This is a genomic window from Saccharopolyspora sp. NFXS83 (genome assembly GCF_026241095.1).
Lineage (GTDB): Bacteria > Actinomycetota > Actinomycetes > Mycobacteriales > Pseudonocardiaceae > Saccharopolyspora_C.
Map to the genome: position 1 here is coordinate 44980 of NZ_JAPFGB010000014.1, position 12266 is coordinate 57245.

Genomic DNA, 12266 nt, shown 5'->3' on the forward strand with positions numbered 1-12266 from the left:
CATGACGACCTTCCTGCGCAAGCGCATCGTCTCCAGCGCGATCCCGCTGCTCGTGGTGGTGCTGGGCGTGTTCTGCCTGGCCCGGCTCACCGGCAGCCCGGTGAACCTGTACCTGCCGCTGAGCGCCACCGCCGAGCAGCGCGCCGAGTTCGCCGCCGAGCACGGCTTCGACCAGCCGATCCTGGTGCAGCTGTGGGACTACGTGCTGGGCGCGCTGCGGCTGGACTTCGGCGAATCGCTGCGCACCGGGCAGGGCGCGGGCGAGATGGTGCTCGCCGCGTTCCCCGCCACCTTGCAGCTCGCGGCCGTCACGATGCTCATCGCGATCGCGGGGGCGGTGCTGATCGGCAGCCTCGCCGCGTACCGGCCGAACTCGCCCGCCGACCGGACCGCGAGCTTCCTGTCGATGACCGCGGCAAGCATCCCGGACTTCTGGTTCGCGATCATGGGCGTGCTGGTGTTCGGGGTGAGCCTGGCGCTGCTGCCGACCTCCGGCGTCGACGGCGGCGCCGAGGTGTGGGTGCTGCCCATCGCGACGCTGCTGATCCGGCCGTTCGGCGTGCTGGTGCAGGTGGTGCGCGGGGCGATGGTGGCGGCGCTGTCCGCGCCCTACGTGAAGCTGGCGCGCAGCAAGGGAGCGAGCGAGCGGCGGGTCGTGTTCGGGCACGCGCTGCGCAACGCCACGGTGCCCGCGCTGACCGTCGCGGGCGACCTGACGATCGGCCTGGTCAACGGCGCCGTCGTGGTGGAGACGATCTTCGGCTGGCCGGGCATCGGCAAGCTGATGATCGACTCGATCCTGCAGCGCGACTTCGCGGTGCTGCAGGCGGCCGTGCTGCTGACCGCCGTGACGATCTTCGCCCTGAACATCCTCATCGACGTCTGCTACGCGCTGCTCGATCCGCGCGTGCGCCAGACCGCACCGGCCTAAGGAGTTACGGGATGACCTGCGCAGGTGTCCGGGTAGCGGAACCTCAGCGGCTTCCTCGCCGCGGGATCGCCTTCTCGTGCGGCTCCCCCGGCGAAATCGCCGTCCGCACGACGAAGCCGCGCAGAACCCGCCGGTGGTCCGGCTGCGCGCGCTCAGCGGCTCCGCCCCCGGCAGCACGACGAGCCGGAGCACCTCGTTCAGACGCCCACATGGCCGCCGCAGCACTGCCGAGCCGGAGGAAACGACGATGACGACTGCCGAAACCGCGGCCGACGCGTCCCGGCGACCGCCGCGCTGGTGGGCGCTGCTGGGCAAGGACCGGATGGCGGCGGTGGCCGCCGTGGTCCTGGGGCTCGTGCTGGTCACCGCCGTGTTCGGCCCGCTGCTGCTGGGCGACGCGGCCGTGCGCCAGGACCTGCGGGCGTCCCTGCTGGCGCCGTCGTTCGACCACGGCGTCACCGGCCTGCTGGGCACCGACGTGCTGGGCCGCAGCGTGCTCGCCCGGCTCGTCGAGGCCGCCGGCACCACGTTGTCCATCGCCGTGCCGGCAGTGCTGTGCTCGCTGCTGCTGGGTTCCGCCGTGGGCATGTGGGCGGGATTCCACGGCGGCCGGCGGGAGAACGTGGCGATGCGCGTCGCCGACGTGATCCTGAGCTTCCCGTCGCTGCTGCTGGCGGTGGTGGTGCTGTACGTGTTCGCGCCGAGCGCGGCGAACATCGTGCTCATCATCGCGCTGGCCCGCATCCCCGTGTACCTGCGCACCGCCCGCGCCGAGGCCGCGGAGCTCAAGAGCCGGTTGTTCGTCGACGCGGCGCGCACCTTCGGCACCGGCAGCGGTCCGACGATCTACCGGCACGTCCTGCCGATCGCGATGCCGACGCTGCTGACGGTGGCCGCCACCGACTTCTGCTTCGTGATGCTCACCGAGTCCTCGCTGAGCTTCCTCGGCATCGGCATCCAGCCGCCGGAGGTGAGCTGGGGCCTGATGGTGGCGCAGGGCCGCCAATACCTGCAGACGGCCTGGTGGATAGCGGTGCTGCCGGGCCTGGCGATCGTGGTGACCACGGTGTCGGCGACGGTGCTGGCGGCGTGGGTGCGGCTGGCCACGGATCCGGCGCAGCGCTGGCGGCTCACGCTGCCGCGCGCGGAGGAGGGCGCCGTCCCCACCGGGAACCGTTCCACCGCAACGACTTCCTCCACCACGGAGGCCGGCGCGACGCCCGCGAGCGCGCCCGGCGCACCGGATGCCGCGCTGGCCGTCGAGGACCTCACCGTCGACCTGCGCACCCCGCACGTGACGGTGCGCGCCGTCGACCACGTCGGATTCTCCGTCCACAAGGGACGCACGTTGGCGCTGCTCGGCGAGTCCGGCTGCGGGAAGTCGATGACCGCGCAGGCCATCGTCGGCCTGCTCGACCCGATCGCGCGGGTCACCGACGGTTCCGTGCGGGTCGCCGGGACCGACGTGCTCCGGCTCGACACCACCGCCCGCCGCAAGCTCGCCGGACCGGCGCTGTCCATCGTGTTCCAGGACGCGCTCACCGCGCTCAACCCGGTGCAGCCGGTCGGCAGGCAGCTCGCCGAACCGTTCCGGATCCACCGGGGCCTGTCGCGGCGCAAGGCCCGGGAGAAGGCCGTGGAGCTGATGGAGACCGTCGGCATCCCCGAACCGCGCGCCCGCGCGCGCTCCTACCCGCACCAGTTCTCCGGCGGGATGCGGCAGCGGCTGCTCATCGCGATGGCCGTGGCGCTGGAGCCGCACGTGCTGCTGGCGGACGAGCCGACCACGGCGCTCGACGTGACGGTGCAGGCGCAGATCATGCGGCTGCTGCGGGACCTGCAGGCGCGCCACGACATGGCGCTGGTGCTCATCACGCACGACCTGGCCGTCGTCGCCGAGCACGCCGACGACGTGGCGATCATGTACGCGGGCACCGTGGTGGAGACCGGCCCGGTCGCCGAGGTCTTCGCGAACCCGCGCCACCCGTACACCAAGGGCCTGCTCGACTCCGTTCCCGAGCACGCCGAGAAGGGCAGGCCGCTGCCCGCGGTACCGGGCAGCCCGCCGGAACTCAGCGCCCTCCCCGCGGGCTGCGCGTTCCAGGCCCGGTGCCCGATGGCCCGCGAGCGCTGCACCGAGCAGCGCCCCGCCCTGACCGCCACCGGCGACTCCCGCGCCGCCGCCTGCCACTTCACCGAGGAGCTCACCCATGCCTGAGCCGTTGCTGGAGGTCTCCGGTCTGCGCAAGACGTTCCGCGTGGCGCGCGGCGCTCGGCTCACCGCGCTCGACGGCGTCGACCTGCGGCTGGGGCGCGGCGAGACGCTCGGGCTGGTCGGCGAGTCCGGCTGCGGCAAGTCGACGCTGGCCCGCGTGCTGCTGATGCTGGATCGCCCCGACGAGGGCGCGGTGCGCTTCGCCGGAACGGACCCGTTCTCGTTGCGCGGCAAGGAGTTGCTGGCGTGGCGGCGGCGGGTGCAGATGGTGTTCCAAGATCCGTTCGCCTCGCTGAACTCGCGGATGACGGCCGCCGACATCATCGGCGAGCCGTGGCGCACGCACCGCGATGCCGCGCCCACTGGCCCCGCGAAGGACGCCCGGATCCGCGAACTGCTGGACCTGGTGGGGTTGCGCGCAGGCGATGCCCACCGCTACCCGAACGAGTTCTCCGGCGGCCAGCGGCAACGCCTCGGCATCGCCCGCGCGCTGGCGCTCGGCCCGGACCTGATCGTGTGCGACGAACCGGTCTCCGCGCTGGACCTGTCGGTGCAGGCCCAAGTGCTGAACCTGCTGGCGGAGCTGCAGCAGCGGCTCGGCGTGTCGTACGTGTTCATCTCCCACGACCTGTCGGTGGTGCGTCACGTCGCCGACCGGGTGTCGGTGATGTACCTCGGCAAGATCATCGAACAGGGCCGCACCTCGGACGTCTTCGACCGGCCGCTGCACCCGTACACCGCCGCTTTGATGTCCGCGGCACCGAAGCTCAACCCCGCGCCGGGATCCGAGCGGATCCTGCTCGGCGGCGAGATCCCGTCCCCGCTGAACCCGCCCTCGGGTTGCCGGTTCCGCACCCGCTGCCACCACGCCACCGACCGGTGCGCGGCCGAAGCACCCGGCGTGGTGAGCCGCGGCGACGTGCGCGCCGAACCGCACGAAGGCCGGTGCCACTTCCCGCTGACGCCCGCATGAGCGGCGGCGTGTTCGCGGCGCTGTGCGTCGTGGTGCTCGTCGGCGCGCTGCTGCAGGTGTCGATCGGGTTCGGGCTGGGCATGCTCGCGGCCCCCGTCCTCGCGCTGCTCGCGCCGGAGCTGCTGCCCGCGGTGGTGGTGCTGCTGGCGGCGGCGGTGACCGGGGCGGTCGTGCTGCTGGAAGGCGAACACCTGGACGTGCGCGGCACCGCGTGGGCGCTGCTCGGCCGCGTTCCCGGAGTGGCCGCCGGGGCGGTGCTGGTGGCGGCGCTGCCCGCGCGTGCGCTCGCGCTGTGCGTGGCGGCCGTGGTGGCGCTCGGCGTGCTCGCGTCGTGGTGGGGTTTCACCCCGCACCCGACGCGGCGCGCCGTGGTGGTGGCGGGCCTGGCTTCGGGCCTGATGGCGACCACCACGGCCATCGGCGGCCCACCGATGGCGATGGTGTGGCAGCGGTTGGCCGGCCCGAGGCTGCGCAGCACGATGAGCGCGTACTTCCTGCTCGGTTCGATCATGACCTTCACCGGCCTGTGCCTGGCGGGCGTGGTGACCACCGAGAGCCTGCGCTACGCGGTGCTGCTCGCTCCCGCCGCGGCGGCGGGCGTGCTGCTCGCCCGCCCGCTGGCCGCCCACCTCGACGTGGGCCGCACGCGGAACCTGGCGATGCTCCTGTCCCTCGCGGGCGCAGCCACCCTCACCGCCCAGCAGCTCACGTAGCGGGACCGACGCTCCTCTCCCGATACCCTGCGAGGGAAGCGAAGCACTGACCGGTCTTCCTGCCGAGGAGTCCAGTGGACGACACCGCGAGCACGGCTCCGCGAGGAGAGCTCTTCGACGTCTCGGGCGGCGCGATGCTGCTGCACCGTTCCGGCACCGGCGACCCGCCCGTGGTGTTCCTCGCCGGTGGCGGGATGTCCGGGCTGTACTACTGGAACGTGCACGACCTCGTCGCGGAGTTCACCACCAGCGTCATCCACGACCGGCTCGGCCTGGGCTGGAGCGACGCGGTGGACCTCCCCCGCAGCGGCGCGCAGGTGACCGACGACCTGCGCGAACTGCTGCGCGCGGCGGCCGTGCCCGGCCCGTACCTGCTGGTCGGGCACTCGCTCGGTGGCCTGCACGCACGGCTCTACGCGAAGCGCTTCCCCGCTGAGGTCGCCGGTCTGGTCCTGCTGGACCCCACGCACGAGGACATCGCCGACTACCTCCCGGAGCAGGAAGCCCGGCGGTTGCGGAACTGGAACACCGACCCCTCGGCCCCGCACGCCGAGCAGGTGAACGCGATGCGCTCCGCGTACCGGGCCGCGTTCGACCGAGCGCTCACCGGCTGGCCCGGCGACATCCGGGAACCGCTGTTGGACCGGGCGTTCGGCGACGAGGGCTACCGGCGATCGCTGCGGGAACCGCTGAACCTGCGGCACCTGTTCGACGAAGTCCGCGACGCCGGTTCCGAGCCCGACGTGCCGCTGATCGTCGTGTCCGCCATGGGGCCCGATCCGATCGCCGACGAGCTCGCACCGCCCGGATCTCGGGACGAGTCCGCCGAATCCGGCCGGGCCAAGCACCGGCTCTACTCGGACCTGGCCGCGGCGCGCCCCCGAGCCGAGATCCGGCGGCTGGACGACGCCGGACATTCGAACATCACCTGGAGCCGACCGGACGCGGTCGTGCGAGCGATCCGGGACGTCCTGACGCGCTGACCTGACGGTTCCGGTGGTGGGCCGAGCGCGCGGAAACCCCGCTGCGCGGCGGAAATCGCTCGGCTCGCGAATGCGGAGGCCGAACAGGTTACTCGCGCGTAATGAGATCGTCGAGGAGTTCCACGTCCCGCTTCGGCGATCTACACTTCCGTCCTCGCACGGCTGTGATCAGCGACGATCTCGCCGAACACGGCATCTGTTCCGGCCCACGACCGCCTGCCGCCGACGAACGCCCCGGCACCGGAGCCCGCCCGGCGCACCCCGCTCGCACCGACGATGGCGACCCCGCACCCACCGGGTTTCGCGACCGTCCACATCGGTCAGGAAGCGCACGACGGCGTGCGCGCTCAACGAGGAGTTCCCGTGCCACCGATCTCGTCCTCCCGCACCCCACTCCGCACGTTCGGCTGGCGGACGCTCGCGGTCGCCGCGGCGCTGGCGCTGGCCGTTCCTTCCGGAGCCGCCGCGGCCACCGCCGAACCGCCGCAAGGCCCGCCCGGCGACGAGTTCTACCAACCGCCCGCTCCCCTGCCCGACGGCGTGAACGGCGACGTGATCTGGTGGCGCGAACTGCCGCAGCAGCTGGGCACCAAGGCGTACCTCGTGCTCTACCGCTCCGAATCCGCGACCGGGCGGCCGATCGCCGTCACCGGCCGCGTCCTGGTGCCGACCACCGAGTGGCGCGGCGAGGGCGAGCGGCCGGTCGTGTCGATCGGGAGCGGAACGCGCGGGATCGGGGACGATTGCGCGCCGTCGAAGTTCCAGCCGGACTACGAGCGCCCGCTGGTCGAGCCGATGCTCCAGCGGGGCTGGGCGGTGGCGATCACCGACTACGAAGGTCTCGGCACTCCCGGAACACACCCTTACGTGGTCGGAAAATCCGAGGGCCGCACCGTGATCGACGCGGCTCGCGCCGCCACCGGACTGCCTGCTGCCGGGTTGAGCCCGGACGGGCCGATCGCGTTCTCCGGGTACTCGCAAGGCGGCGGTGCCGCGGCCTGGGCCGGTGAGCTCTCGCCGGACTACGCGCCGGAGATGGACGTCGTGGGGGTGGCAGCGGGCGGGAACCCGGCGGATCTGGCGGCGGTGTCGACCTTCCTGGACGGCGGCATCGGGTTCGGGTTCGCGATGCTCACCGCCGCCGGTTTCGACGCGGCGTACCCAGAGCTGGACCTGATGTCGTTCCTCAACGACAAGGGCAAGGAGACCTTCGAGGAGGAGAAGGACGCCTGCGTGGACGCCGTGTTCGGGCACGCCTTCGAGCGCCTGAAGGACTACACGACGCACAGCCCGCTGGAGGATCCGCGCTGGCAGGCGCGGTTGGAGGAGAACTCGCTCGGTTCCCGCCCGCAGCAGGCACCGATCTACCTGTTCCACGGCACCCACGACGAGATCCTCCCGCGCGACCAGGCGGAAGGACTCCGCGATCAGTACTGCGCGGCGGGCTCCGAGGTCACCTGGCGCACCTTCCCCGGTGAGCACGTGAGCACCCTGATCACCGGCGCGGGCTCCGCCGTCGACTACCTCGCCGACCGCTTCGACGGCGACACCCCGGAATCCGACTGCTGACGCACCGGACGGGCCGCTCCCCGGGGCGGCCCGTCCACGTCCTGCCAGGCCGGGCGGAGCGCATCAGGGCTTCGTCGCTGCGACCGCTCGTTCCGCGTCCCGCGCGAGGTCACCTCCGGAACCGGACTCGGGCCCCTTCCCCCGCTTCGAACGCGCGCTTCCCGCGGTCAGGACCCAGACGGTGGCCAGCACGATCGCGCAGCCCGCGGATTGCAGCGGCGTCGGAACGTCGCCGAGCCAGATGATCCCGATCAGCACCGCGCCGATCGGCTGCAGCAGCAGCAACGTCGACGACAGCGCCGGGGCCAACCTGGGCAGCGCCGCCCCCACCAGGAGCCAGCCGACCGCCTGGCCGAACAGCGCGACCAGCACGAGGCACACCCAGGTCCGCGGCGGGAGGTCGACCTCGATGCCCGACGTGAACAGGCCCGTGATCGCGGCCATCGCGGCGGCGGCGAACGTCGCCAGGAACACCGGAGCGACCAGGTACTCCGGCGACCGGACGCCGCAGTCCCTGGTGAAGTAGAGGTACCCGGAGTAGCCCAGCGCCGCGGCCAGCGCGAGCAGCGTGCCCCGCAGCGGAGCGGCTCCCCCGGGAGCGGGGCCGACGACTCCGCCCGCCAACATCACCGCCACCAGCAGCACCGGGATCGCGACGACGAACCGGCGGGCGAGCGGAGTTCCGGTGATCACGCGCACCACGACGGGGAACAGCACGATCTGCATGTTCACCAGCACGGTCGCGATGCCCGGGCCGACGTCGCCGATGCTCACGTTCCACAGCAGGTAGTCCGCGCCGAGGAACGCGCCGCCGAGCAGCGCCATCACGACGAAGCGCCGGTCCGGCAGGCCGTGCCTGCGCACCTCGCGGACCAGCAGCGGCAGCAGCATGACCAGCGCCAGCGAACACCGGTAGAACGCCGTCGTCACCGAGGACGTGCCGGCCAGCGCGATCAGCGTCGCCGACACCGACAGCGACAGCGCCCCCAGCACGACCCACACCACGGGCGCCGTCGATCCCTTCGCGGCGTGCTTCCACCCATCAGCGTTCACGGCTTTCACTCTGCCGCCGCACACTGCTCAGCACTAGTTACTATTTTTCGGCTGATCAGATTAGTATCGCTTAGGTGTTGAACTGGGAGCGCCTCCGCGTGCTGGCCGCGGTGGCCGAGCACGGCTCGGTCGCAGCGGCAGCCGCCGCCCTGCACGTCACCGGTCCCGCCATCACGCAGCAGATCCGCAAGCTGGAACGCGAGGCCGGTACCGCGCTGGTGGAGCCGGAGGGGCGCGGGATGCGCCTCACCACGGCCGGCTGGATCGTCGCGGAGGCCGCCGGCGCGGCGGGCGGCAAGATCGCCGCGGCCGAGCACGCGCTGTCCGAGCTCGACGGCCGCGCCGTCGGACCGCTGCGCATCGGCGCCCTGCACAGCAGCTTCCGCCTGCTGCTGGCACCGGCCCTGCACAAGCTGGCGCTGCGCCACCCCGACGTCCTGCCCAGCGCGCGCAGCGGCGGCGGGGCGATCGACATGATCCCGCTGCTGCTCAGCCACGACCTCGATGCGGTGATCATCGAGAACTGGTCGTCGCTGCCGATGCGCATGCCGCCGCGGGTCCAGCTGCACCCGCTCGTCGACCACGACGTGGTGCTCGCCGTCGGATCCGAGCACCCGCTCGCCTCCCGCGAGCGCATCGACCTGTCCGACGTGCGCGACCAGGTCTGGGCCGCGTGCCCGCCCGGAACGGACCACCACGAGGCGCAGCTGCACATCATGCGCCGCCACGACATCGAAGTGGACGTCCGGTTCGTCGCCGACGACTTCCCGACGCAGATGACGATCGTCGCGGGCGGACTGGCCGTGTCGCTGGCGCCGCGCGCCGCCGTCGAAAGCTTCCCGGGCGTCCGGCTGATCCCCGTCAGCCCCACGGTCACCCGCACCATCGCCGTCGCGATCCGCGGCGGCCCGCCGTCACCCGCCGTCGAAGCCCTCGTCGTCGCACTCCGCGAGGTCGTCCGGGTGATCCCCGGCCAAACCCCGGCCGACCGCATGTGACCGGGGTTCGGCCGAGCTCTCGTCAGGAGGCCTTGGCCTCTTCCGCGGCTCGTTCGGCCGCTTTTTCCTTGCGCCACTGCTCGTCGTTCTTGCCTTCGCGCCAGTAGCCGGAGATCGACAGGCGGTCCTTGCCCACTCCGCGCTCGTTGAGCAGGTAGCGGCGCAGCTCCCGCACGAAACCGGCCTCGCCGTGCACGAAGGCGTGCACGTCACCGGACGGGAACTCCGAGTCCCGCACGGCACCGACGAGGTCGTCGCCCGACGAGCGGTGCAGCCAGCGGATCTCCGCGTCGGCCTTGGTGGACAGCGCCTGCTGCTCGTCGGCACCGTCGACCAGGACGAACGCCCGGACCTGGGATCCGGCGGGCATCGCTTCCAGGGCCGCGGCGATCGCGGGCAGCGCGCTCTCGTCCCCGACCAGCAGGTGCCAGTCCGCGGCGGCGTCCGGCGCGTACGCCCCGCCGGGTCCGGCCAGCAGCAGTTCGTCACCGGGCGCGGCGTTCGCCGCCCACGGCCCGGCGAGCCCGGTGTCGCCGTGGTGGACGAAGTCCAAGGTGAGCTCGCCGGCCTGCTGGTCGTAGTGGCGCACGGTGTAGGTGCGGGTGCTCGGCCACTGCTCGCGGGGCAGCTCGGCGTTGATCACGCCGAGGTCGAACGGCTCCGGGTAGGACACGCCGTCGACGGGAAAGACCACCTTCACGTACGCGTCGGTGAACTCGTTGGCCTGGAAGGCCCGCATTCCCTCCCCTCCCGCGACGATGCGGATCATGTGCGGGGTGAGTTGTTCCTTGCGCAGCACTCGCAGCCGCTTGACCGGCCTGGACTTGCCCGCTTGAGCCATCAGCTCTCCTCATCGCGACTGGTTCTCTGAGGCAAGGCTAACCTGACAGCGGGGGCGGGTTCAGCTCACCCGGTCAGGACCGCCCGAAACGATCAGCGCACCGCGATCACCGCGAACGGACCCGCGTCACGCCGGACGAAGGCGGCCGAGTCGAACAGCGCCGGGTCGAACCGCACGTCGTAGACCTGGACGTTGGGCTGGTGCGGGAACGCGTCGTGCGACAGCGTCAGGTGCAGCCCGTCGCTCTCGCGGCGCAGCAGGAACGCGTCCGGCGCCGGGTACGGGCTGCGCCGCAGCAGCGCGGCGAGCTCCTCGGGGCCGCTCGCCGCCGCCCACTCGCGGATCACGGCGGCGCGGTCCTCGTAGGCCGACAGCGGGTTCGCGTAGTGCGGCGTCTCCTGCTGGAAGCCCCAGTACGGGGCGAACGACATGATCGGGTGGTAGGTCGTGAGCACCGTGATGTCCGCCGGTGCGCGCCCCGTGAGATCGCCGAGCGCTGCCGTGAGCTCGTCGTTCCAGGAGCCGGGTTCCGCCGGATCGGCCCGGCGCTGCGCGTTGGCGCCCGTCGGGTAGTAGTCCTGGTACGCCGGAGCCGCCGACTCGTCCACCGCGGACGCGAGCGCGGTCTCGACGGTGCTCACCGCGCCCGCCAGCGGCAGCAGGAACCCGAGCACCGCGACCTGCCGCCGGAACCGGGCGTCCAGCCGCGTGCGCGCCCAGCCCCACAGGTCGAGCAGCCCCAGCACTCCGGCCACCGCCAGCAGCACCTCCAGCGCGGCCGTGGTCCGGAACGCCAGCAACGTCGTCTGCGCCGCCACCGCCAGCGCCGACAACCCGAACCACGCGTACACCGAGGCCGTCAGCACCAGCAGCGCCGCCGCGGCCTCGCTGCGCCGGAACGCCAGCACCAGCCAGCAGAAACCGGCCAGGCACAACGCGCCGAACAAGGTCGGTTCGAGGAACGGGAACGGCGGCACCGACTCCGCGGGCAGGTACCGGTTCGCCGCGCCCGCCGACCCGGCACCGCCCAGCTTCGCCAGCACGAACGGCGCCCACACCAGCAGCGCCACCGCCGCCGCGACCGCGCCGATCACCGCGAGCCGCAGCGCCGGCCCACCGGCCACGCGGCGCCACGCGCCGCCCGCCCGCAGCCGCCGCGCGGCGACCACGGCCGCCATCACCACCAGCACCATCGTGGCGAACGCCAGGTACAGCGCGTAGGTGATCGCGGCGAAGCCCAGGAACAGCCCGAGCCCCACCGTCGCCGCCCGGTGCGGATGCTCCCGGCAGCGCAGCACGTGCCAGGCCGCCACCGCGACCGGCACCAGCCACGCCACCGACATCCACGCGTACGGCTCGTCGAAGCCGCGCAGGAACCCGCTGAGCGTGGTGGCGACCGCGCACAGCACGGCGATCCGCCTGCGGACCACGACGCTCCACAACGTGAACGCGACCCCGGCGGTCACCGCGATCGTCAGCAGCGCGAACGGCTTGAACGCGGCCCACGCCGGCATCCCGGTCAGCTCGGCGAAGCGGCCCCCGAGCCAGAACCAGCCCGCCGGGTAGTACGGCGCCAGGCCCGGGTAGTTCATGTCGGCGAGCGCGGGCGAGTCGGCGAACCGCGTCAGGTACTGCATCCGGAACATCTGGTCGACGGAGACGCCGCCGTAGTACAGCCGCGTCGGCTCCAGCGGCCACGCCAGCACGGTGGTCGCCAGCGCGGGCAGCGCCACCCACACCGCGGGCAGCCGCAGTGCCGCGGGAATCCGGTCCGCCCAGCGGGCGCCGCCGAGCAGCAGCGCCAGCAGCAGCGCGGCGCAGGCGGTGGCGGCGAGCGCGGGGAGCTCGGTGGGCTCGCTGAGCCCGAGCCGGGCGATGGGGAACTGCACCGCGAGGCTCACGACGACGGCCACCAGCACGACTACCGAGAGTTCGCCTGCCAGCCGCCGCGGCGACATCCGGAGCGAGCATCCCTGCGCATCGCCTGCGC

At 72.7% G+C, this 12266-nt stretch carries 10 protein-coding genes; 7 read left to right on the plus strand and 3 right to left on the minus strand.

Annotation, left to right across the window (positions count from 1 at the left end; all coding sequences use genetic code 11):
• Position 1 precedes the first annotated feature (1 nt).
• The 6 genes from OOZ19_RS16745 to OOZ19_RS16770 all read left to right on the plus strand — a co-directional run bounded on the left by OOZ19_RS16745 (position 2) and on the right by OOZ19_RS16770 (position 7384).
• Positions 2-931 (plus strand): ABC transporter permease, encoded by a 930-nt coding sequence (locus tag OOZ19_RS16745; protein WP_266091043.1) that lies wholly within the window; start codon positions 2-4, stop codon positions 929-931.
• A gap of 247 nt (positions 932-1178) precedes the next feature.
• Positions 1179-3149: a dipeptide/oligopeptide/nickel ABC transporter permease/ATP-binding protein gene (locus OOZ19_RS16750; protein WP_266091044.1), complete on the plus strand. Its 1971-nt coding sequence runs from the start codon at positions 1179-1181 to the stop codon at positions 3147-3149.
• Complete coding sequence (locus tag OOZ19_RS16755) at positions 3142-4119, plus strand: ABC transporter ATP-binding protein (protein WP_266091045.1); 978 nt, start codon at positions 3142-3144, stop codon at positions 4117-4119. The genes OOZ19_RS16750 and OOZ19_RS16755 overlap by 8 nt, the downstream gene beginning before the upstream one ends.
• The gene (locus tag OOZ19_RS16760) at positions 4116-4832 is read left to right on the plus strand and encodes a TSUP family transporter (protein WP_266091046.1); all 717 of its coding nucleotides are present in this window, start codon (positions 4116-4118) and stop codon (positions 4830-4832) included. Before OOZ19_RS16755 ends, OOZ19_RS16760 begins: the two co-directional genes overlap by 4 nt.
• A gap of 74 nt (positions 4833-4906) precedes the next feature.
• Positions 4907-5815, plus strand: coding sequence for an alpha/beta fold hydrolase (locus tag OOZ19_RS16765; protein ID WP_266091047.1), 909 nt, complete (start codon positions 4907-4909; stop codon positions 5813-5815).
• A gap of 363 nt (positions 5816-6178) precedes the next feature.
• A complete protein-coding gene (locus tag OOZ19_RS16770) occupies positions 6179-7384 on the plus strand; it encodes a lipase family protein (RefSeq protein ID WP_266091048.1) in 1206 nt (401 codons plus the stop codon).
• 63 nt (positions 7385-7447) lie between these two features.
• Here the strand turns inward: OOZ19_RS16770 and OOZ19_RS16775 are convergent, their stop codons facing one another.
• Positions 7448-8437: a DMT family transporter gene (locus tag OOZ19_RS16775; RefSeq protein WP_266091049.1), complete on the minus strand. Its 990-nt coding sequence runs from the start codon at positions 8435-8437 to the stop codon at positions 7448-7450.
• Positions 8438-8511: 74 nt separating this feature from the next.
• On the opposite strand from OOZ19_RS16775, the gene OOZ19_RS16780 reads away from it, so the two are divergent.
• Positions 8512-9435, plus strand: coding sequence for a LysR family transcriptional regulator (locus OOZ19_RS16780; protein ID WP_266091050.1), 924 nt, complete (start codon positions 8512-8514; stop codon positions 9433-9435).
• 22 nt (positions 9436-9457) lie between these two features.
• Here OOZ19_RS16780 and OOZ19_RS16785 read toward each other — a convergent pair whose 3' ends face one another.
• Complete coding sequence (locus OOZ19_RS16785; protein WP_266091051.1) at positions 9458-10276, minus strand: siderophore-interacting protein; 819 nt, start codon at positions 10274-10276, stop codon at positions 9458-9460.
• Between the two features lie 92 nt (positions 10277-10368).
• Positions 10369-12234, minus strand: coding sequence for an arabinofuranosyltransferase (locus tag OOZ19_RS16790; protein WP_266091052.1), 1866 nt, complete (start codon positions 12232-12234; stop codon positions 10369-10371).
• Between the last annotated feature and the right edge of the window lie 32 nt (positions 12235-12266).

What these genes read in the sequence shown, in the direction of transcription:
- OOZ19_RS16745 (WP_266091043.1), top strand. Translation starts at nt 2, where the DNA reads ATGACGACCTTCCTGCGCAAGCGCATCGTCTCCAGCGCGATCCCGCTG.
- OOZ19_RS16750 (WP_266091044.1), top strand. Translation starts at nt 1,179, where the DNA reads ATGACGACTGCCGAAACCGCGGCCGACGCGTCCCGGCGACCGCCGCGC.
- OOZ19_RS16755 (WP_266091045.1), top strand. Translation starts at nt 3,142, where the DNA reads ATGCCTGAGCCGTTGCTGGAGGTCTCCGGTCTGCGCAAGACGTTCCGC.
- OOZ19_RS16760 (WP_266091046.1), top strand. Translation starts at nt 4,116, where the DNA reads ATGAGCGGCGGCGTGTTCGCGGCGCTGTGCGTCGTGGTGCTCGTCGGC.
- OOZ19_RS16785 (WP_266091051.1), bottom strand. Translation starts at nt 10,276, where the DNA reads ATGGCTCAAGCGGGCAAGTCCAGGCCGGTCAAGCGGCTGCGAGTGCTG.
- OOZ19_RS16790 (WP_266091052.1), bottom strand. Translation starts at nt 12,234, where the DNA reads ATGTCGCCGCGGCGGCTGGCAGGCGAACTCTCGGTAGTCGTGCTGGTG.